The following is a 22,205-nucleotide window of genomic DNA, read 5'->3' on the forward strand; positions in this document are numbered from 1 at the left end:
GTTTCTCTAGTGGTATAATAACTAATAATATGTCCTTATCAACCAGCAGCTACAAAGGCACGCGCGACCTCTATCCTGAGGATATGAGAGTGCGTAACTATATATTCAGTAAATGGCGTCAAGTTGTTGAAAGCTTTGGCTACGAAGAATACGACGCCCCGATGCTAGAGCCATTAGAGCTCTACGCTGCTAAATCTGGCCAGGAGATCGTCAATGACCAAACCTACCGATTTACCGATCGCGGTGAGCGTGAAGTAGCTATTCGGCCCGAAATGACACCGAGCGTGGCTCGTATGGTGGCGGCGCGGCGCCAGGAAATAGCGCTACCAGCGCGACTTTATTCTATCAGTAACTTTATGCGCTATGAACGACCACAAAAGGGTCGCGAGCGCGAATTTTGGCAATTGAATTTTGACCTCTTTGGCGTCGAAGGTATCAAGGCTGACATTGAGATCTTGAGCCTATCGAGTGCTGTCGTAAAATCTTTTAATGCTACTGATGATATGTTTACAATTCGTATCAGCGATCGTCAGTGGATCGACTTTGTGATGCGCAGCTATCTCGGTCTAGATGAAACTCGATCTCTTGCCATGGTTAAACTATTCGATCGTTTCGAAAAGATGGATAGAAGTAGCTTTAACGAGCAAGCTGCCGACATCTTTGGCGCAGACGATGCGACTGACGGTATCAACAAGATCAATAGCCTACTAGTCAGTAACATTGAAGATTTACCAGCCGAAGTTCGTGGTGCAGAGTTCGCATCGATCCGAGTAGTTATCGAAGAGCTGGCGAAACGTGGCGTCACGAATGTAACATTTGACCCAACACTGATGCGTGGTTTCGACTATTACACCGGTATTGTATTTGAGATTTTTGACGAAGCCCCGGAGAACCGGCGTGCTATGTTTGGCGGCGGGCGCTATGATGGTCTGGTCGGACTGTTCGGTGTCGAAGATTTGCCTGTAGTTGGTGCGGCTCCGGGCGAAACGATGTTTGTAGAATTCCTGGTTGCCCATGATCTATTGCCGAATTTACAGCCAACGCCACAGGTCACAGTTCTCGAGCTAGGTGATGCTGACAGTTCGAGCGTCGTTACCGAATTGCGCACTAATGGTATTCGAGTCGCGGTAGACTTTACTAATCGCAAGCTAGACAGGAAAATCAAAGCCGCCGTCAAAGCAGGCGTATCCTATGTGATGTTCGTGGGTAATGACGAACTCACTAGCGGTAATTTCCCGCTGAAAAACCTCGTTAACGGCGAGCAAAACACCCTAGATCTAGAGCAAATCATCGTCACGGTATCGAGCTAAATTTGGTCGAGACACGCCTTCTATGATACAATCATCAGATTATGAAACATACCCGCAAAGACGTATCAGAGAGCAAAATTGAATATCAAATCACAGTAGCCGCCGAGGACGTAGCGAAGCATCACCGCGCTGCCGTGAGTAAACTAGCGCGCGACGTCAAAGTCGCTGGTTTTCGCGCTGGTCATGTACCACCAGAGGTCGCAGAAAAGCATATTGATCCGAGCGCGCTGGCTGACGAGTCTGTTAATCGCGCTATTAACGGTGCGTTAGTCGAGTTGATTGAGCTAGATCAGATTCAGTTGCTCGACCAGCCAGACATTTCTGTTACCAAATTTGTACCAGGTCAGACGCTAGAATTCAAGGCGACTGTCGAGATTGTCCCGCCGGTCAAATTAGCTGATCCAGCCAAATTAAAAACCAAGAAATCTGCCGTTAAAATCGACGCCGATGAGGTTGACGAGGTGATTAACCGCATTCGCAATGACGCTGCCGAAAAAGTTACTATCAAACGCGCCGCGGAATCAGGCGATGAGGCCATTATTAATTTCGATGGCAAAGACAAGGACGGCAAATCGATCGAAGGTGCCAAAGGTGATGATTACGCACTGAAACTCGGCTCGAACAGCTTTATTCCAGGGTTCGAAGAGGGTATTGTAGGCCACAAAGCGGGTGACATATTCGACCTGCCGCTGGTTTTTCCTAAAGATTATGGTGCAAAACATCTCGCTGGCGCCAAGGTTAATTTCCATATCGAGGTCAAAGAAATCAAGGAAATCAAACTACCTGAGCTAGATGACACATTTGCCGCTTCGATCGCCCCAGATTTCAAAACTGTCGATGATCTGAAAAAGGATATCCGCAGCGAGCTAGAGACCCGCGCCGCATATGACGTCGAGCAGAAATTCAAAGATGACCTATTAGACGAGCTGACCGAGAAATCCAAAGTACCAACTCCCGAGATTTTGGTCACAGATCAGCTAACTTCGCTCGAACGCAATTTTGCCCAGAATCTGATGTATCGCGGTATGACTGTCGAACAATATCTCGAGGGCGAAAACCTAACGCACGACGAATGGACGAAAAAGGAACTGCGACCAGCCGCCGAGAAACGAGTTCGTAACAGTCTCGTCATGGCACAGTTAACACGTGACTGGGATGTGACGGTTAGCGAAGATGAAGTGGTCGCCCAGCAAGCTAAAGTGGTCGCCCAGTATAACGATCCTAGTCTCAGGCAGCGATTTGAGTCTGATGAAGCCAAGCGACAGCTAGCTCAGCAACTCATAGCTGACAAAACGCTCACCAAATTAGCAGAACTCAATAGCAAATAAGTTTGCGGTAAGGTAACAGATGCAACTAGCACTCTTGACACGTGAGTGCTAGTTAGCTACAATGGTTTTATGACAAAACCTAGTAGTTTATTGATCCCAACCGTGCTCGAAAAGTCTTATGATGGGGAGCGTGCCTATGATATCTATTCGCGACTCCTCAAAGACCGAATTATCTTTATTGGTGACGAAATCAACGATCAGACAGCTAATCTGGTTGTAGCGCAATTGCTTTTTCTAGCCAGCGAGGATGACAGCAAGGATATCAATCTCTATATCAATAGTCCGGGCGGTAGTGTTTATGACGGCCTGGCGATTTACGACACGATGAACTTTATTAAACCGGATGTCGCGACGTTCGGCATCGGTTTGCAGGCCTCGATGGCCGCGGTGTTGCTCGCGAGCGGCGCCAAAGGTAAACGCCACATGTTGCCGCATGCCAAAACTATGATCCACCAGCCGCGCGGTGGCACCGAGGGCGTCATGACCGACATGGAGATTTCTTTGCGCGAAGGCCTCGACATCAAAAAGACCTTATCAACCATTATGGCGCATAACACCGGTCAGAAACTCGACAAAGTTACAGCTGACATGGAGCGAGATTTTTGGATGAGCGCCGAAGATGCCAAAAAATACGGCATTATCGACAAAGTCGTGACGGTTCGGTCGTAAAGTACGAGTGAAATTATAATCAAAAAGTGTTGCACTGGGCCGCAATCTTTGCTATAATAGCTGGCAATGAAGTAGTGTAAGTCTGTTCCTGGTGACTCGCCGTGGCTGGTGAGTTGTATTCGGGTTAGACCCTTTGCGCCACACTACCGCAAAGTGTCGTATCTGAACCAGGCGGAATTAGTTCCTTCTAAAAAGGCCAAGAGTCAAGGTAGTAAAGGATAAAGGAGCAAGCGCGTGGCAAAAACCGTTACGAACGGCGCCGACTCGGCGACCAAAGTCAATGGCATTACAAAACGAAAATATTTCACTCCGCAACACAAAGTTCTGGATTTGCCAGATCTAGCGGAACATCTAAAAAAATCATGGCAACAGTTCGTCCAGGACGACCTAGGCGAAATTTTTGCCGAGCTAAATCCGATCGAGGATTACACTGGTCAGAAACTATCGCTATCTTTCACTGATTATCGATTCGATGATCCAAAAGTCAGCGATCGCGAAGCGATGAGCAATAACGTTAGCTTTGAGGCGCCGCTCTATGCCAATATCGAACTAACCAACAAGACGACTGGTGAGGTCAAAACGAGCGAACTGTATCTTGGCGATTATCCATGGATGACCGACCGCGGTACGTTTATTATCAATGGTAGCGAACGCGTAGTGGTCAGCCAGCTGATTCGTAGCGCTGGTGTATTTTTCACCGCTGATCGAATCGGCGATCGCAACTATTACGGCGCAAAATTGATCCCAGGTCGTGGTGCTTGGTTAGAGTTTGAGACCGCCGCGAGCGGTGCAATCTTTGTCAAGATCGATCGCCGCCGCAAAATCGCTGTGACCACTCTGTTGCGAGCTCTCGGTTACAGCACCAACACTGCCCTCAAAGACCTATTCAAAGACATCGACACTGGCGATACCAAATATATTGACGCTACCATCGACAAAGATGCGAGCCGTGGCACCAACGAAGCCCTGATTGAAGTCTTTCGCAAGATTCGTCCTGGCGATCTCGCGACGGTTGATAACGCCAAGCAAATGGTCGAGCGCATGTTCTTTGATTTCAAACGTTTCGACGTCAGCCGCGTCGGCCGTTACAAAATCAACCAACGCCTCGGTTTTGACGCCGCTAATACGCCGGAGAACCGCGTACTGCGTCTCGAAGATCTAACCGCTATCGTCGCCGAGATTATCCGCCTCAATAACACGCAAGATCCAGCCGATGACATCGACGCTTTCCATAACCGCCGCGTCAAAATGGTCGGTGAATTGGTCGGTCGTCAGTTCCGTGTTGGTATGCTCCGCATGGATCGCAACGTTCGCGACCGCATGAGTGTGGCCGATATCGACAGTGTCACTCCAGCTCAGCTCGTTAATGCTCGTCCGATTGTGGCAGCTGTTCGTGAGTTCTTTGCCTCGAGCCAGCTATCCCAGTTCATGGATCAGGCTAACCCGATGAGCGAACTGTCACACAAACGGCGCCTGTCGTCAATGGGTCCTGGTGGTTTGACTCGCGAACGTGCCGGCATCGAGGTGCGTGACGTTCATCCGACTCACTATTCTCGCATCTGTATCGTGGAAACTCCAGAAGGCGCGAACGTCGGTCTGGTGCTGAACCTAGCTTCATATGCTAGAGTCAACGAATACGGCTTTATCGAAGCACCATACGCCAAGGTCAAAAACGGCAAAGTGACCAACGAAGTTGTCTATCTCGACAGCTTGACCGAGGAAAAGGAAATCATCGCCGAAAGCTCAACCGAACTAAACAAAGATGGCACTTTCAAGAACGAACGCGTTGACGTACGCCGCAACTTGCGACCAGAAACTGCCGACGCCAGCGAAGTTACCTATATGGACGTTAGCCGCACCCAGGTGATCGGCACGACAGCCGCCCTGATTCCGTTCCTAGAAAAGAACCGCATCGACCGCAACTTGATGGGCTCAAACATGCAACGCCAGGCCGTTCCGCTGATTCGACCGAGTGTCCCAGTGGTTGGTACCGGTATCGAGCATGACGTAGCGCGTAACATGTCAGAGCTGATTACCGCCGAAGAAGACGGCGAAGTGATCCGCGCCGACGCCGATGAGGTCCAGGTTAAATATAGCGCCAAAGATATTCGCGCTTATCAGCCGATGCACTTTGTCAAATCAAACGAAGATCGTTCATTCAACCAGCGCGTTGTCGTCAATCGTGGCGACAAAGTCGTCAAAGGCCAGCCATTGATCGAAGGTGCTTCGATCGCTGATGGCGAATTGGCTCTCGGTCGCGATATGTTGGTCGCCTACATGCCATGGAAAGGCTACAATATGGACGACTCGATCATTATCAGCCGCCGCTTGGTCGAGGACGATGAACTAACGAACATTAACATTACCTCTTCGATGGTCGAGATTCGCGATACGAAACTCGGACCAGAAATTGTCACTCGCGATATTCCAAATGTCGGTGAAGAAGCCTTGCGTCATCTCGACGAACGCGGTGTCGTAACGGTCGGTAGCGAAGTCAAAGCTGGCGACGTCCTCGTTGGCAAGATTACGCCAAAGGGCGAGCAAGAGCTCAGTTCTGAGGAACGACTGCTCCGCGCCATCTTTGGTGAAAAAGCCAAAGATGTCCGTGACACCAGCCACCGTGTTGGTCGCGCCGAAGGCGGCAAAGTCGTCGCTGTCAAGATCTTTGACCGCGAGTCTGGCCATGAATTAAAGGCTGGTGTTTTGCAACAGATCGAAATCTTTATTGCGCAAACCCGCAAGATCCAGGTCGGTGACAAGCTAGCTGGTCGCTACGGTAACAAAGGTGTGGTTGCTCGTGTCTTGCCGGTCGAAGACATGCCATTCATGGATGACGGTACGTCTGTTGATATGATCCTGAACCCACTCGGTGTGCCGAGTCGTATGAACCTCGGACAGCTGTTCGAAGTCCATATCGGTATGGCCGCTCGGGCACTCGGTTACAAAGTAGCCAGCCCAGGGTTTGATGGTATTCCACGCGAAGCCATTGTCGAGGAGCTGAAAAAAGCTGGTTTGCCCGAGGATGGCAAGGTGCAGCTATTTGACGGCCGCACCGGCGAAGCTTTCCAGGAGAAAACGACTGTCGGTAATATGTATATGATCAAACTGCACCACATGGTTGCAGACAAAATCCACGCTCGCTCGACTGGTCCATATACTATGGTTACCCAGCAGCCACTCGGCGGTAAAGCCCAAAACGGTGGTCAGCGCTTTGGCGAGATGGAGGTTTGGGCACTCGAAGCCTACGGGGCTGCAACGACTCTCCAGGAAATGCTGACGATTAAGTCTGACGATGTCAAGGGTCGCGCCAAAGCCTACGAGAGCATTATCAAGAACATGCCAATCGAAGGTCCAGATGTACCAGAAGGCTTCAAAGTTCTCGTCAAAGAACTCCAAGGTCTCGGTCTCCGCGTTGACATGGTCGAAGATAACGAATTACAAGATGCCGAAAATCTCGTCGTTGCTCGTGGTACTGGCGGCAAATTAGACGAGACGACTGATACCGAAATCGTCGACGTCGCCAGCGAAATGGTGGGTGACGAAGCTGACGAAGGTGGCGAAATCGAACTCGGCGACGGCGCTCATATCGTCGAAACCGACGAGAGCGGCTTTGCCGAAGAAGTCGAGGATGTCGAAGTCACTGAACCCGAGCTAGACGAAGATACAGCAACAAATGATGACGAAGAGGAGGACGCGTAATGGCAAGGCAAGACGACAAAACAATCGCTGATTTTGACGCAGTGCGCCTAACAGTAGCTAGCGCCGACGACATTCTGGCGTGGTCATACGGTGAAGTCCTAAAACCAGAGACGATCAATTATCGTACCCAAAAACCAGAGCGCGACGGTTTGTTCTGCGAACGAATCTTTGGACCAGTCAAGGACATCAATCCGCACGATGCCAAACTAAAAGGTGTGCGTAGCCGCGAAGCCGCCGTTGATAAAAATGGCGAGCTGGTTACGAAATCGAGTGCTCGTCGCGAACGCATGGGTCACATCAAGCTAGCTACTCCAGTTGCTCACATCTGGTTTATGCGCGGTGTCCCGAGCGCAATGTCACTGTTACTCAACCTGACAGTGAAAAACATCGAGCGCGTCGCTTATTTCCAGTCCTACATCATTCTAAGTGCCGACGAAGAAAAGATCGCTCAGCTACTAGCTGATAACGAAGCTCAGTTCGACGCTGGTCGCGCTGCTATCAAGATTCGCTATGAAAAGGCTGCCGGCATGGAGAGTAGTGATGAAACTGATGAATCAACCCCAGATAACTCCGTCGATATCAAAGAGCTATCAGCTCAGATGAATCGCGAACTCGAGGATCTGACCGATGATTACAACGAGAAAAAAGCTGCTCTCGAGAGCTTGAAAAAGGGCGCTCTGATGAGCGAAATGGCTTACCGCAACCTGCCAGAGGAATACGAAGATCTCGTTGAGGTTGGTATGGGCGGCTCAGCGTTGTATCAATTGCTGACTGAAATCGATCTACCACAATTGATCGCCGAGCTATCGGCCGAAGCCGAAGAAGCCAAAGGTCAGCGCAAAAAGAAGATCCAAAAGCGTCTCAAGATGCTCGAGGGTATGGCGAGCGCCGGCGTTTTGCCAGAATCAATGTGTATGACGGTCCTCCCGGTGATTCCTCCGGATTTGCGCCCAATGGTGCAGTTGACCGGTGGTCGCTTTGCAACGTCAGATTTGAACGACCTTTATCGCCGCGTCATTAACCGTAATAATCGTCTCAAGAAACTGAATGAGCTCAATGCACCGGCTGTGATTACCCGCAACGAAATGCGCATGCTCCAAGAAGCCGTTGACGCCCTGATCGACAACAGTGCCACTCGTGGTACTCGCTCGGCTCAGGCTACCGGCAATCGCCGCCGCCTGAAATCGCTCAGCGACCTATTAAAGGGCAAGCAAGGCCGTTTCCGTCAGAACCTACTCGGTAAACGCGTCGACTACTCTGGCCGCTCGGTTATCGTGTCTGGTCCAGAGCTGAAATTGAACGAATGTGGTCTGCCAAAAGCTATGGCCATGGAGCTATTCAAACCATTCGTGCTGAGCAAACTGCTCGAATGGGAGCAGGCTCATAACATTCGTACCGCGACACGTCTGATCGAGGCTGGCGATCCAATTATCTGGGACGCCCTCGACGAGGCGATCAAAGGCAAATACGTACTCCTCAACCGTGCACCGACACTGCACCGCTTGTCAATTCAGGCTTTCCAGCCACGACTGATTGAAGGGCAAGCTATTCAGCTGCCACCGCTCGTCACATCCGGCTTTAACGCTGACTTTGACGGCGACCAGATGGCTGTTCACTTGCCACTCAGCGCCGAGGCTCAGGCCGAAGCTCGCGATCTGATGTCGGCCACCAACAACTTGTTGAAACCAGCTGACGGGTCGCCGATCTTGTCGATCTACCAGGACATCGTGCTCGGTTGTTACTATTTGACCTACGACAAGCCAGGTTCACAACTAGCTGACGGCGAAAAACCACGCGTCTTTGCTGATACTGGCGAAGCCTTGCTGGCTCGTGACGCTGGTGAGATCGAGCATCAAACGCCGATCATCATCAGGTTCCGCGGTGAGACTCGCGAAACCACGCTTGGTCGCGTACTGTTCAACGAAGTTCTCCCAGAGGACTTCCCGTATGTCAACGAAGTTCTGAACAAAAAGGCCGTGAGCCGCGTGCTAGCCCGTGTCTTTAACTATTACGGTGCCGAGATTACCGCTGCTACCGCTGACGCGATCAAAGATTTGGCACTCGAACACGCCACTCGCGCTGCTATTTCGACCGGTATGGACGACTACTTTGAACTATCTGATCTCGATGAGATTATCGCCGAAGGTGACGAAAAGGTCTCAGCTATCGCCGATCAGTACGATCAAGGTCTCATTACCAACGACGAACGCTACAAGCTGACTGTCAAGACCTGGCGCGATATCGACGCTCGCATCACCGATGAAGTCAAAGCCTCGATGACTGGTCTCGACACGTCTACCGCGGTGCTCGCCAACTCTGGTGCTCGTGGTTCTGTCGATAACATTAAGCAGGCCGCCGCGATGATCGGTATTCAGGTGGATGCCCTCGGTCGTGCTATCGAGCTGCCGGTTCGCCACAGCTTTAAACACGGTATGACGCCGCTCGAAGCCTTCGTGGTAACCCGCGGTTCACGCTTTGGTGCCGTTAGTACCGCTCTTAAAACTGCTGACTCCGGCTATCTAACTCGCCGTTTGGTCGACGTATCCCAAGATGTGTTTACTGTGCCTGACGAGAGTGCTAGCGAAGATCCAGGCTTTGCTATCTACCGCAGCGAAACCGAAGACACCATGATTAACTTTGCTGATCGTATCTCGGGTCGTTATGCCGCCGAAGATGTTGCTGGCTATGTCAAGAAGGGTGATTTGATCACACTAGACGCCGCAAACGACATTCAAAACGATGAATCAGTTGCCGCCGTCAAGATCATGTCAGTCCTCACCACCCCAGAACTAAACGGTATTCCGCAAAAATCTTACGGTATCGATATGTCAACTGGCTTCCTCGTTAGCCAAGCCGAGCCAATCGGCGTGATCGCTGCCCAGTCAGTCGGTGAGCCAGGTACCCAGCTAACGCTCGACACCAAACACTCCTCGGGTGTCGGTGGCGATGATATTGCCCAGGGCCTGCCGCGCGTCGACGAGTTGTTCGAAGCTCGCACGCCAAAAGGTGAAGCTATCCTCAGTGAATGCGACGGTGCGGTGTCGGTCAGCGAACGCGACGATAAATACATCGTCGAGGTTACGCCGACCAGCAACCGGGCTGAAACTATCGCTCTGGCCGAAGGTCAGGTCGTCAAAGTCAAAGACGGCGCCGTCATCAAGACTGGCGACACGCTGGCGACCGATGACGACAATGAACTACCACTCATCGCGCCGTTTGACGGTACCGTTTCGGTCGGCAAAGGTAAACTGACATTGACTGCGGCCAAGAACGCCACGCTCAAGTACGAGTTCCCGAACTATCGACAACTGATGGTTGCCTCTGGTGACGAAGTCAAAGCTGGCGATCGCATTACGACTGGTTCTATCAACCTGCATCAGCTGATGACCCTAAAAGGCATCGAGGAAACCGAGCGTTATATCATCAACGATATCTTGCGCATCTACGCCGCTCAGGGTCAGAACATTTCGCCGAAACATCTCGAGATCATCGTGCGTCAAATGTTTAGTCGCGTCCAGATCGAAGAGCCGGGCGACAGTCCATTCGTCGCTGGTCACGTGGCGTCGAAAGCGTTGGTGGTTCACACCAACAAACAGCTCGAAGCCGACGGCAAGCAGCCAGCCGAGTTTACGCAGCTGCTCCTCGGTATCACCAAGGTCTCGATCTACAGCGATAGCTTCCTATCGGCCGCGTCGTTCCAGGACACCACTCGTGTTCTGATCGCTGCTGCTACCTCGGGTCGCGTCGATCACCTCTACGGTCTCAAAGAGAACGTCATCATCGGTCGCAAGATCCCTGTCGGCACTGGCGCTCTGTCAGAACAAGAGTTCGCCGAAGAACAGTACGACAATCTCGACACCGATAACCAAATGGATATCGCAGAGTAGATTATCGGAGCTACGGTAAAATTGCCGCCCTGGTTTCTCGAGGCGGCTTTTTACTGGACAAAGGTGCTACATTTTGCTACAATAGTTCACGAGTTTCATAGCTTTTCATCTGTGCTGAGGTGAAAAACTAGTTAAAGTTGTTAAATATCGCTAAATATCAAGGAGAATTGATGCCAACAATCAATCAATTAGTGCGCAAACCGCGCAAATCGGCTGCTAAAAAGTCCAAATCACCAGCACTTTTGAGCATTCAAAACACCCTAAAGGTTAAAACGTACCAGAAAACTGGTCCGCTAAAACGCGGTGTTTGTATCAAAGTTACGACCAAAACCCCGAAAAAGCCTAACTCTGCTATGCGCAAAGTTGCTCGTGTTCGTTTGACCAACGGCCAAGAAGTCTGGGCGTATATCGGTGGTGAAAAGCACAATCTACAGGAGCACGCCGTGGTTCTCGTGCGCGGTGGTCGTGTACCAGATTTACCAGGTGTTCGTTATCATATCGTTCGCGGTGCTCTCGACCTTCAGGGTGTTGAGAATCGCAAACAGGGCCGCAGCAAATACGGTACCAAGAAGGGAGACAAATAAATGAAACTGGAATACATCTTTGTCGTGATCGGCGGACTGCTTGCTACCTGGGCTCAAATATTTTTAAGAGACGATATGTGGGGCTGGCGTGTCATACTAACGATTATCGGTATTGCTATTGCCGGTTCGGCTTTTGATATTGCCAAAAAGAGCAAGAAGGGAGACAAATAATGCCACGCAAAACTACCAAATCATTGCAACGCAAAATCAATCCTGATCGCAAATATAACAGCGTCCTCGTGCAACGCCTGATCAACAAATCGATGCTAGACGGCAAAAAGCACATCTCCGAGAAAGCCGTTTACAGTGCACTCGAAGCGGCTGCTAAAAAGCTAAAGAGCGAGGAGCCTCTCGAGGTTCTCGAGACCGCGCTAAAGAACATTAGCCCGAATTACGAGGTCAAGAGTCGTCGTGTCGGCGGTGCTAACTACCAGATTCCGTTTCCAATTTCTGGTCACCGCCAGCAGCACTTTGCATTCATGTGGCTAGTTCAGTCGGCTCGCGCTCGTAGCGGCATGCCGTACGAACAGCGCTTGGCTGCTGAGATCGTTGACGCCGTCAACCAAACTGGTGCCGCCTACAAGAAGCGTGAAGATACGCATCGTATGGCCGAAGCCAACCGCGCCTTCGCCCACTTTGCCCGCGGATAGTCAGATACCTGTGACACCTTAGAGATCGACCACTATACGTGGTCGATTTTTAATACGACGAGACTAGTCTTTGCGTATAGAAAAATAAGCTGCCTTGCCATAGGCGCCATTTTCATGTAGTTCAGTTGTTTGCACTGCTACGTTAGTAAAACCAGCAGAGACCATGTCGCGATGGACGTCCTCGGCGGTCAACGAAATAGGGTGCGCTACGTTGGTGCCAGTCTCTATCCAATCAAAGAATCGAAAAACTCCACCGGATTTTAGATAGCGTAGAACGTTTTCAAAGATCTTTTGCGGATCTGTAGTGTGTTGTAATACGTTATAGAGCCAGACTTCGTCGGCAGTTTCAGCTAATTCGGGTTGGTAGGTCTCAGCCACGTCTTTGATCCAGCGCACATCATTTTGCTCGTATCTACTCCTGACCCAGGCAGGATAGCTGCAGGGATCGATGACCGTCTTTAGAGTAGCTTTCGTTTTGAGTAGTAACGACACTGGGCCACCGCCAATGTCTATGATCGATTTGTTTGGTTTATGTATAACATAGGGAGAATTTCCGTCATGTTCAAAATCTAGGCCTAACAGCGGGGCGTAGGTTAGTTGTTTTAATTGTTCGCCTAGTTCTGCGCCAGGGCTCAGCCAAAATGCGAGTTCTTCGGCCTGGGCTTCTTCGTGAGTATGATTATGTGCCATCTAATTCCATTATAGCATTCGTTATAACATGTTGGACTATTGCCATTAGCACATACCTAGTATAAAATGGGGACAAATATGAGGAGACAGGATAATTTTCTGGTTGGCTATAGAGCCTTGACAGAGACCTTACCGTAGCCAGAACCTCTAAACAACAGCGTGTCGCCGAAAACGGCCCAAGTTACTCAAAATATTATAAATCATTACCTCCGGATGAATAAAGTTTTAGTCAGGTCATCCGGCGCATCGGAACTAGTTGATATGGCTGATAAATTGGAGGATAAAGAATCTAACTTGCCCAATACTTTATGCATAAAAGGATGGATGTTAGCAGAAGCTAGTTTAGCCGGAGACGAGGCGTTTTCTTGGGAAGATAGAGTTGAGCTAGTCGATCGAGCGGAAAAAGCGTTTAATGGTGCTATAGAACCAGTTAATAAAAACAAACTGTTCACTGACCATCGCTATCGAATAGCTCTAGCTATCGCACACCTACCATTAATCCGAGCGATTGTAGACGGAGACGTTACTAGCGATATCCAAGAATCTGTAACGGAAGACGTACTGGAAATAGGAAATACAATTAGTGATAGGGAGCATTTGCCTGGGCTAACGCACGAGATCAGCATGATGGCTTTAATACATATGATGCAAGATCCACGCTATGTCGCCATACCGTCAACCTATCGTGGCGGAAATGGGACTTATCACAAGAGCCAAACTCACGACCTCTCACTAATAAAACAACATTACGGGCACAATTAGTCAGGTCCAACCAATAGAAGTCAAAAACAGCATGATCGGATCGCCATCGCCAACGATATTGGTCAACACTTTTATCTAGTGCAACTATGATCTCCAGTCTAGGCGGCAATCCAGACGCCTTTAATAAATCAATGCTTGATGTGTTCAATAAAGGGGACCTCGGAAGGGCAATTTGAAGCGGTTCAAGTTGCTATGAATAGCTTAATCCAGTCGTTAAAGGCGTATCGAATAACCGGCAGACCACAAAAAAGATTTAGCGCCTACAGCAACTCGATTTTACGGCCGCAATCAATTCATCGCCGTATAAATCGAATGAAGATCAAATATGATATACTATTCCTATGAAACAGGTTATTTTAACAGGTAATCGGCAATAATGGCCTCCATCGGTAACTATCTTGGGGCATTACATCGGATCTCTGACGGGAAATCGCGTTGATTTGCAGGACGAATACCGAGTCAACATGTTTGTATTCCGCTGACCTGCAAGCTCTCGACCGATAATGCTCGGAACCCGCACAAGATTCGCGACAATATCAACAGGTTGCCCTAGTCTATCTAGCCGCTGGCCTAGACCCGATAACGATCGACAATTTTTATTCAGAGCCAGATAGCCGCGCTTAGCGAGCTAACTATGGATTCTTGGACTGTATTATTGGCTACGGTCAGAACGCAATCCCATCACTCAAGACCAAGATCAAGTCGCGCAAGCTTCGGCGAAGGCGTCCAAACCTGAATCGCTAGGCTTCCAAATTCAGGAGCGCTTACATCACGGGGAAGGTCGGACCATTCAAACCCAGTGCCAATCGGGGCCGATATCTTGCGTATAACGCACCTCACCGGTCGGTGCAAACCAGAGGCAGCACCTGGACGTTAACCCAGGCTATTGGGGAACGAGTGACTAGTCGGTCCAGGCAGGATGATTCCTAGAGATGCAGAGCCGGAGCAGCGCCTGCCCGGGATTTACGGCAAAGCAAAGAGGAGCATGCGCATAAATAACGGTATTTATCCGAGAAATGATGAACGCAGATACGCAAACCGGCAACGTTATGTCCATATTCCTGATCACACACCATATAGCGCCATGCAGAAAATCATGCGTAAAGAGCAACACCGATATTTTCCTTATCTCGACGAATTTTCTGACGGGCAAAGTCAAACCTGACCGAGGATGAAAACACACTACCAAGCTGGCGGGACAGGTTGCTGCTGCAGTAAAAATGGATCTTATGTCGAAAACCTAGACACTGTAGTGGCACGAATTGGCCGAGCTACTAGCAGAGTTTGCAAAGGATTTCCTGTTGCGACGATGGCGATGCTCAATGATGGATCGAGACAAGCTAACGAGGTGGCTCATGCGCGAACAGGCTAACGAAACTCTGTTACGCGTCCAAAAAGCCGTAGGTCTACGAGTATGAGATTAGATGCCTATGTAGCTGAATACTGGCCCGAACATTCACGCTCGACCTGGCAAAAATACATCGAACAGGGCTTTGTCCGAGTTAACGGCACGTCCATTACCTCGACCAAATACCAATTAGGCGAAGACGACACTGTAACGATCGACACGTTGCCAAAACCGCCATCGACCCGCCACACTTTACCGGTGCTATACGAAGACGACAACGTCATCGTGATCAACAAACCAGCGGGCGTCTTGACTCATGCTAAAGGTGCGGTAGCAGACGAGTTTACGGTTGCCGATTTCGTCAAATCGCGCATCAATTCTAGTGACAAAACGTTTATAAACTCTAACCGAGCTGGGATCGTTCATCGCCTCGACCGCGCCACTTCTGGTGTCTTGATCGCCGCCAAAAATCCCGAAACGGCCAGTCTATTACAGAAACAGTTTGCTAGTCGCAAGGCGCACAAAACGTACCTAGCTATTGTTGAAAAAGCCCCGAAATTACCAGAGGCGAAAATCGATCTACCGATCGGACGTAATCCCAAAAAGCCATCGAGTTTTCGTATTGACGCTAAAGGCAAACCCGCCATTACGAACTATCGAACGGTCGAGGTATTCGGTTCTGGCGCCGCCCTATTAGAGCTCAAACCACTAACCGGTCGCACACATCAACTGCGCGTTCATCTGGAACATATCGGTTCACCGATTATGGGAGATAGCCTGTATGGACCAGGCAAGCTTGGCCAGCGAATGTTTTTGCATGCTACATCGCTCGAGATTACCATTCCAGGTAGTAACGAAAACCAGCGCATGACGTTCGAAGCGCCCGTACCTGATGATTTTGAGATGACACTAGAAAACCTGAGGTGATATGAAGATAAATAACCTGGTACTCAACTCGGTAACGCGATCGCAGCTAGAAGCGTATTTGGAGCGTCCGACTCACGCCTTGCTGCTCACAGGACTACCTGGTGTCGGTCTGGCGACGATTGCACAGGCTCTGGCTGGTCACATTGCTGGACCAGAGGTTATCACCATCCAACCGATTCCGCATAGCAAAAACGCCAAGCCAACGATCAATATCGAGGAGATTCGCAGCATCAACTCCATGGTCGGCCATCGTCGCACCGATAAACTCGTCATCATCATCGACGAGATAGGCACAATGACCGAGAAAGCTCCTGAGGCGTTTCTAAAACTATTAGAAGAGCCTAGCCCGGAGGTGTACTATATTATGACCACCCATGACTCGACCGGGATCAAAGACACCATCCTGTCTCGTTCCCAGATAGTATCGGTTTTGCCGGCTAGTCATGACGATTGTAAGGTACTGTTTGATCGCAGTTCGTTACGCTTGACCGACGATAAACGCAAGAAAATTGATTTTATAGCGGGCGGCTATCCCGCAGAGATTATCCGCCTCGTCACCGACGAAGCCTATTTTCGAGTCAAGGCCGAATCGATCGAAAAAGCCAAACTATTCTTGACTGGCAAAATGATGGACCGTCTCGAAATTGTCTCGGGGATCTCGGGCAGGGAACAGGCCGCCGAACTGGCACGCAATCTCGCAAAACTCATGACCATAACAGCCGGCCAGGCCCAGCACGCCAAACAACTCCCGGCTAGACTCAAAACTATTTCCGCAGTGCTAGACAACCTTAAACAAAACGGCAACGTCAGGGCGCAGCTGCTTTTTCTTGCTCTGAATATCTGACAGTGGTATAATTGTAGTAATGTTTGGAGTACTAGCAATAGTTGGCGCAGGCTTGGCTGTATTGTTTTGGCAGCGAAAGCCTAATTTAGACGATCGCCGCCCCTCAAAAATCGCCGACCAGCTAGACAAATTATGGGACATTTCCCAGAAATCTATTCGCGAAAAACACTATCTCAAAGCCGAAAAAGCCCTTCTCACGATCCTACGCGCCGATGAAAAAGACGCTCGCGCCTACAACCGCCTAGGTATTCTATATGCCAAACAACAGCAGTACAATGATGCTATCGAATGTTTCGAGATCGCACAGAGCCTCCAACCGAGCGCCAGCTCTCTTCATAATGTCGGCCTCATTTATTACGAAATCGGTAAAAACGACAAGGCACTGCTAGCGTTTGAACAAGCTATTCGTATCGAGAGCGATGTTGCCTCTAGGCACGTCGCCTACGCCAAAGTTCTCGAGGCGGTCGGTAATTACAAAAAGGTTATCGAGGAACTCGAGATTGCTGTTCGTTTAGATCAGAACCCACAGAGTGTCATGCTGCTCGTCGATGCGCTGGTACGCGATGGCCAAACTGAACGAGCTGACAAACTACGTAAAATCGCCGACAAAATGACAGGCGAAGGCAATCGTCAGCGTATCAAACAGCCCGCCAAGGTTCGTATCTAATAACTCGGTTGATTCAGCCGCTATAATCATGCTATAATCTTTTCGTTACGCCGCTTTAGCTCAGTTGCTGTTCGAGTCGTTATGATATTCGGAGCTCCCCCCCACGGCCGGGGGGGGGGTTTTAAATGCTTTAGCATGCGTTCGAGACGAATGTCGAGTTATGATATTCAGCGAGCTCTAACCAACTGACTGAGATGGCTTAATGTAATGCCGCTTTAGCTCAGTTGCTGTTCGAGACGAATGTCGAGTTATGATATTCAGCGAGCTCTAACCAACTGATCGAAGAGGTAGTGTACTTTCATCTTAATGTTATGCCGCTTTAGCTCAGTTGGTTAGAGCGACGGTTTTGTAAACCGTAGGTCCTCGGTTCGAACCCGAGAAGCGGCTCCAGATTTGCTGGGATAGTGAAGCGGTCAAACACGACAGACTGTAAATCTGTTGGCTTTCGCCTTCGTAGGTTCGAATCCTACTCCCAGCACCATGCCGCGATAGCTCAGTGGTAGAGCACTTCCATGGTAAGGAAGGGGTCCTGGGTTCAAATCCCAGTCGTGGCTCCATAAACAGACTTTTTGCAATGTGGTCGCCCGAAAGGGCGGCTTTTTGCGTGGCATAGTGCGGGTCAAATTATGTAAACAACTGCCCCCCTAATCAACAAATATGCCATAATAGATATATGCCTCACATAGGAATCTACTCTGGTACGTTTGACCCGGTCCATGCGGGACATCTTGCATTTGCGAACACCGCTACAGAGGCGAGTAGGCTCGACTATGTAGTGTTCATGCCCGAGGAGCAGCCGCGAGGTAAAACGAACGTATCTGACATAGACCGACGTGTATTACTCCTGCGAGACTCGCTCGCTACGACTAATCACACAGTCTACCGCGCCAATCAGCCGCGTTTTACGATTGCCGAGACTTTGCCTGACCTAATCGAAAAATATCAAGGCACAACATTGAGTTTCTTACTGGGGTCAGACGTCGTCTCGTCGCTACCTAAATGGCCGGACGTTGAGTTATTAATCGCCAACCATACACTCATTATTGGTATGCGCGCCCATGACCATACAAAAGACATTACGAGCATCCTAGATCAGCTCGGAGCCTCGTATACCATTGTCACGACACCTCATGCTCACGTATCGTCGAGTCAGCTGCGTCTAGCCTCGTAATTGCTTGGTTACATTTTTATTCTTGCTATATCCAAATGCTATCCACGTTACTGCCGAAACCCAAGCCACACTGACCAGCCAGCTAGCAATAATGTCAGTTGGATAATGAACGCCTAAATAGATCCGTGAGAAGGCAATTGCTAGCATGTAGACGAGCCCTAGGGTAACGGCGAGCCAGCGCCACTTTGTATTCCATAAAATGACTATCAGCGACAGAGCCAACGCACTAGAAGCCATGGCATGACCACTAGGAAAACTCGTACCGTTTTCGGAGACGATCCACTGCCAGAGTTGTGGTCTGTCGCGCCTGAAGATAGATTTTAGAACAATATTGAGAGCCGACGCACCACCTACGCTAATAAAGACTATAAAAGCATGGCGAAACCGTCGTCTATACATCAGAAAGATCGTCAAGCCAACAGCTATGGCCGGCAGTAACATGGGCCCGCCAAACTCCGTCAAGGTCTTCATCGCGGTATCCACCATGGGAGAAGCTTCATTATGAACGCTTTTTAACACCGCAGAGTCGAAACCTAGTGTTTCGTTTTCGTGCACCTCGTCGGCCAGACTAGCGAATAATAAGCCCGGCATAATTATCACGACGAATGCCAGAGCAATGTATTTCCAGGTTTTTAGCGGTATTGATCGTAACCAGACTAGACCTTTTGACACAGCAGATGAAATCTTTAGCATTATACGATTATACACCAGGTGAGAGTTACATGTCGAAGTATATACCAAGGACACTAATCTTGTTGCGATAAACTAATTTATATGATAGGATAGTACTATATGGCAAAGAGTAATAGTAAATCCAAGCGTAAATTAGTCGGTCTGGTCAGCGAATCTGGTCAGCGCGTTTACACCACCAAAGCAAACAGCTTGCAGGACAAGTTGGTGCTGAAAAAGTACGACAAGAAACTTCGTAAACATGTCGAGTTCACCGAGACCAAGAAAAATCTCGGTCGTAACGAAGTCAAGCCAAAAAAGCGATAATATCTTCGACTTTTATATTAAATTGTGCGGCCCCTAGGAGCTGCACAATTTTTATTGGCGCTTGCACCTACTGCTGCGGAACTTGCGGTGGTTCGTCGAGCTGGCGCGCCAGCCACAGGCCAACACGTAACATGTGATCGAGCACCTGTAAATTAATATCGGCATTTGTCGCATAAATGATCAGCTTGTCATCACAAAACTCATAATCAAACTCCGAAAAATGACCGGCTAACATTGACTGAATCTCTGGATTCAGTAGGGAGCCGACCATCGTCGCGTATTCTGGTCTAGTATAGGTAGCAAATAATTCGGAAAAATGAGTATGCGAAAAGTGCTGCCAGTTGATCTCTTGCCAGCGCTGCGTCGAAGCTAAAACAGAGCCGTATTCTCTAGATCGGCTACGTCCGTCCACCAAAAAGTGCGGTACGCTCATGACCTTTAACTGAATCTGCAACATTGTCCATGTACGGTCGAACTTGTGACCGCTACGATTGACCACTTTTCGCGATCGTTGCAAAAAGGCCACTTCGTAGTCATAGACGTTACCTGTTGTATAGTTCTCGTCCCGAACATCAGTCGACAACGTGAGACCTCTGACGATCTGGTAATCAGTATCAACGCGAGGGTCGACAGTCCCAAAATAGACTAGGTCATATTCATCGGCAATTTTCCCAAAAGCTGCTCTGTCCGTGCGGCTCGGCAAAAATCTCATAGTGACTCCTCGCTGTTAACACGGCCGTAACTGAGACAGGTATTGATAAACTCGGCGTGCGACCAGGTCAGCGGCGCAGCTGACAGCGCCTTGTCGGTCTGTCGGTCGGTCTGTTCGGATAGTACAACCGTGTCGTCCATATGACGATTAGCCCAATCTAGGACGTTCTGTGTAAAGTCTTTGGCCGCACTATCGGAATGATAGGCCTTATATTGCGCCATCCAAAACGACGTAATAAACCACGGATTGCTAGATGTTCCAGTGTGGACACGATTATAGCTATCGTGTTCAAAGCGCGGTATCCGCACATCCTCGTGACCAGTGAGCGCTGCTAGCGCAGTTGCGGCTGCCTGATTTATCTTATCCTCATCGAACAGCTCGAACGCCCAGGCGCCATAGAGAGCCGACGTGTCGATCGTATCGTCCGTATCGGTCGAGCCATCACGGTGATGCCAAAATCCTCGATAGAAATAGTCACGATGTTCGTTCCAAAGCTTATCAGATTGTTCATGAATACCATCGGATACTTGACGCCACCTCGTAGCGTTATTAGCCTCATGGAACAGCTCAGCCACATCAGCCATCGCCCGTAACGCGCCAAACGTAGCTGCTGTTGTATACGTCGTTGTCTGGCATTTCACCTCCCACAGCTCATACGAAGGCCACGGCAGCTTTGTTTCGGGATCGATGTAGTTAGCCAAGAAACTGGCCGTTGGGCGACCCAAATTTTCATACAAATCACGCCATTCCTCTAGCCGACCACCGCGCCGAATATCTCGTGTGATGATCTTGGCTAGCAAGAACGCTATGATCGCGGTCTCATCGGCCTGAATCGGCATGACAGGTTCATTGTGTAAGACATAAGCATGGGGATTCGGCCCAACTGTGCTGTCTGGTCGATACGACGGCCAAAAGAACCCTGCGTGGCTCACGGTGTCCTTTGCAAAGCGCAAAAATTGTTTGACCTCGTCCATGTAGCCTAATTTCCAAAACGCCATAGCCGCGTAAGCGGCATCGCGTGGCCAACAACTCGTGTAGGTATCAGGATTATTTTTCAGCATGCCACTATCGAGGCTAGCAATAATGGCACCGCGACGATCGGTCATAGCCTTGATGACGAGCAGGGAGGTGAGAAAATTGGCGCGGTATTCTGGAGCGACCTGCACCTCGGCAATTGCCACGGCTGGTGCTAGCCATCGTTTCCAGAATGCATCGGTCGCCAGTAGATGTTCGATCAGACCTTCTATACGGAACCGTTCCAGGGTCTTCCTGGCTTCATGAATAGATTTACCAGCCGCTAGAAAGTAATTGACCCGAGCCGAATCATGTGCTGCGAAATCTAGGTCAAATTCGATGATGCTATCAGTTTGGAACCGATCAGCCGGGTTACGTTCTAGCTGTCCGTCCTCGGCATCGCGCCACACGCCAGCGTAGTTTTTACCTTCAACGTGACCAAAATGTCCCACGCTATAGCTATCAAACGATTTGCCAGTTTGCGGATCGTAGCCGCCAACAGCAAAAGCTCGACGACCTTTGTAGTGCAATATCATCTCTGCAGCATCGCCCGTGTTAGGCACATACTGTACGGTATCGTGGCTATCGTTAGCATGACCGATGATAAAGGCCTGATGGAGAAAGAGTTTCGCCTGGCGCGGCTTGTTCGTCAGATTGATGATCTCGATATTGCGGGCAAAAACATTAGTACTCGCATCTACGAAATCCTGCAATTCAATTGTAAAACCTAGCCATTCATTCGTTGCAACTGTCTTGCTAATCAGCCTGCCTGGCACATAGGTTAGTTCAATATCCCAACTGCCATCAGCGAGCCAGTGCATCGTGCCATCGACAAACAATCCCACTCGATGTCGCGGGGCTGTTTCGGAACAATGATTCTCTGATCCAACGTAGGGGAAATAGAGGTCGTGCACCATACCAAATTGGTTAAGGCCCACTGCCATTTC

At 49.7% G+C, this 22,205-nt stretch carries 20 protein-coding genes and 3 tRNA genes; 19 read left to right on the forward strand and 4 right to left on the reverse strand.

Annotated features, from left to right (window positions below):
- The first annotated feature begins 29 nt into the window (after positions 1–29).
- The 8 genes from IPL44_03205 to rpsG all read left to right on the forward strand — a co-directional run bounded on the left by IPL44_03205 (position 30) and on the right by rpsG (position 12,127).
- Positions 30–1,310 carry a histidine--tRNA ligase gene (locus IPL44_03205; GenBank protein ID QQS17291.1) on the forward strand — a complete coding sequence of 427 codons (1,281 nt, stop codon included), beginning with the start codon at positions 30–32 and terminating at the stop codon, positions 1,308–1,310.
- Between the two features lie 41 nt (positions 1,311–1,351).
- Complete coding sequence (gene tig, locus IPL44_03210) at positions 1,352–2,638, forward strand: trigger factor (GenBank protein QQS17292.1); 1,287 nt, start codon at positions 1,352–1,354, stop codon at positions 2,636–2,638.
- A gap of 90 nt (positions 2,639–2,728) precedes the next feature.
- Positions 2,729–3,307 (forward strand): ATP-dependent Clp protease proteolytic subunit, encoded by a 579-nt coding sequence (locus IPL44_03215; protein ID QQS17812.1) that lies wholly within the window; start codon positions 2,729–2,731, stop codon positions 3,305–3,307.
- Between the two features lie 285 nt (positions 3,308–3,592).
- Positions 3,593–7,006 (forward strand): DNA-directed RNA polymerase subunit beta, encoded by a 3,414-nt coding sequence (locus IPL44_03220; GenBank protein QQS17813.1) that lies wholly within the window; start codon positions 3,593–3,595, stop codon positions 7,004–7,006.
- Positions 7,006–10,893 (forward strand): DNA-directed RNA polymerase subunit beta', encoded by a 3,888-nt coding sequence (rpoC, locus tag IPL44_03225; protein QQS17293.1) that lies wholly within the window; start codon positions 7,006–7,008, stop codon positions 10,891–10,893. The genes IPL44_03220 and rpoC overlap by 1 nt, the downstream gene beginning before the upstream one ends.
- Before the next feature lie 170 nt (positions 10,894–11,063).
- Entirely contained in the window at positions 11,064–11,477 is a 414-nt protein-coding gene (gene rpsL / locus IPL44_03230) for a 30S ribosomal protein S12 (GenBank protein QQS17294.1), read from the forward strand.
- Entirely contained in the window at positions 11,478–11,648 is a 171-nt protein-coding gene (locus tag IPL44_03235) for a hypothetical protein (protein QQS17295.1), read from the forward strand.
- Positions 11,648–12,127, forward strand: a complete 480-nt coding sequence (gene rpsG, locus IPL44_03240) for a 30S ribosomal protein S7 (GenBank protein QQS17296.1) — start codon at positions 11,648–11,650, stop codon at positions 12,125–12,127. Before IPL44_03235 ends, rpsG begins: the two co-directional genes overlap by 1 nt.
- Before the next feature lie 63 nt (positions 12,128–12,190).
- Here the strand turns inward: rpsG and IPL44_03245 are convergent, their stop codons facing one another.
- Positions 12,191–12,817, reverse strand: a complete 627-nt coding sequence (locus tag IPL44_03245; GenBank protein QQS17297.1) for a methyltransferase domain-containing protein — start codon at positions 12,815–12,817, stop codon at positions 12,191–12,193.
- Positions 12,818–13,030: 213 nt separating this feature from the next.
- Here IPL44_03245 and IPL44_03250 point away from each other — a divergent pair, with 213 nt between their 5' ends.
- From IPL44_03250 to IPL44_03295, 10 genes are all read left to right on the forward strand, one after another.
- Positions 13,031–13,579: a hypothetical protein gene (locus IPL44_03250; GenBank protein QQS17298.1), complete on the forward strand. Its 549-nt coding sequence runs from the start codon at positions 13,031–13,033 to the stop codon at positions 13,577–13,579.
- Positions 13,580–14,498: 919 nt separating this feature from the next.
- Positions 14,499–14,744 (forward strand): hypothetical protein, encoded by a 246-nt coding sequence (locus IPL44_03255; protein QQS17299.1) that lies wholly within the window; start codon positions 14,499–14,501, stop codon positions 14,742–14,744.
- Positions 14,745–14,841: 97 nt separating this feature from the next.
- A complete protein-coding gene (locus IPL44_03260) occupies positions 14,842–14,997 on the forward strand; it encodes a hypothetical protein (protein ID QQS17300.1) in 156 nt (51 codons plus the stop codon).
- Positions 14,994–15,854 carry an RluA family pseudouridine synthase gene (locus IPL44_03265; protein ID QQS17301.1) on the forward strand — a complete coding sequence of 287 codons (861 nt, stop codon included), beginning with the start codon at positions 14,994–14,996 and terminating at the stop codon, positions 15,852–15,854. Before IPL44_03260 ends, IPL44_03265 begins: the two co-directional genes overlap by 4 nt.
- Position 15,855: 1 nt before the next feature.
- Complete coding sequence (locus IPL44_03270; GenBank protein ID QQS17302.1) at positions 15,856–16,698, forward strand: AAA family ATPase; 843 nt, start codon at positions 15,856–15,858, stop codon at positions 16,696–16,698.
- A gap of 19 nt (positions 16,699–16,717) precedes the next feature.
- Entirely contained in the window at positions 16,718–17,365 is a 648-nt protein-coding gene (locus tag IPL44_03275; GenBank protein ID QQS17303.1) for a tetratricopeptide repeat protein, read from the forward strand.
- A gap of 313 nt (positions 17,366–17,678) precedes the next feature.
- Positions 17,679–17,755: transfer RNA gene (locus IPL44_03280), tRNA-Thr, on the forward strand.
- 5 nt (positions 17,756–17,760) lie between these two features.
- Positions 17,761–17,846, forward strand: a tRNA-Tyr gene (locus IPL44_03285).
- Position 17,847: 1 nt separating this feature from the next.
- Positions 17,848–17,922, forward strand: a tRNA-Thr gene (locus tag IPL44_03290).
- Positions 17,923–18,038: 116 nt separating this feature from the next.
- Positions 18,039–18,536 (forward strand): adenylyltransferase/cytidyltransferase family protein, encoded by a 498-nt coding sequence (locus tag IPL44_03295; protein ID QQS17304.1) that lies wholly within the window; start codon positions 18,039–18,041, stop codon positions 18,534–18,536.
- Here IPL44_03295 and IPL44_03300 read toward each other — a convergent pair.
- On the reverse strand, positions 18,525–19,229 hold the full coding sequence (locus IPL44_03300; GenBank protein ID QQS17305.1) for a phosphatase PAP2 family protein: 705 nt from the start codon (positions 19,227–19,229) through the stop codon (positions 18,525–18,527). The two genes, IPL44_03295 and IPL44_03300, sit on opposite strands and share 12 nt — an antisense overlap.
- 99 nt (positions 19,230–19,328) lie before the next feature.
- Between IPL44_03300 and rpmG the strand changes: the two genes are divergently transcribed.
- The gene (gene rpmG, locus IPL44_03305; protein QQS17306.1) at positions 19,329–19,532 is read left to right on the forward strand and encodes a 50S ribosomal protein L33; all 204 of its coding nucleotides are present in this window, start codon (positions 19,329–19,331) and stop codon (positions 19,530–19,532) included.
- A 67-nt stretch (positions 19,533–19,599) separates the two neighbouring features.
- On the opposite strand, the gene IPL44_03310 is transcribed toward rpmG, so the two are convergent.
- Together IPL44_03310 and IPL44_03315 are read right to left on the reverse strand one after the other, a co-directional pair.
- Positions 19,600–20,244 (reverse strand): hypothetical protein, encoded by a 645-nt coding sequence (locus IPL44_03310; GenBank protein ID QQS17307.1) that lies wholly within the window; start codon positions 20,242–20,244, stop codon positions 19,600–19,602.
- Positions 20,241–22,202 (reverse strand): hypothetical protein, encoded by a 1,962-nt coding sequence (locus tag IPL44_03315; protein QQS17308.1) that lies wholly within the window; start codon positions 22,200–22,202, stop codon positions 20,241–20,243. The genes IPL44_03310 and IPL44_03315 overlap by 4 nt, the downstream gene beginning before the upstream one ends.
- Positions 22,203–22,205: the final 3 nt, after the last annotated feature.

Source organism: Candidatus Saccharibacteria bacterium, from assembly GCA_016699895.1.
In the GTDB taxonomy this organism is placed as follows: Bacteria; Patescibacteriota; Saccharimonadia; order Saccharimonadales; family Saccharimonadaceae.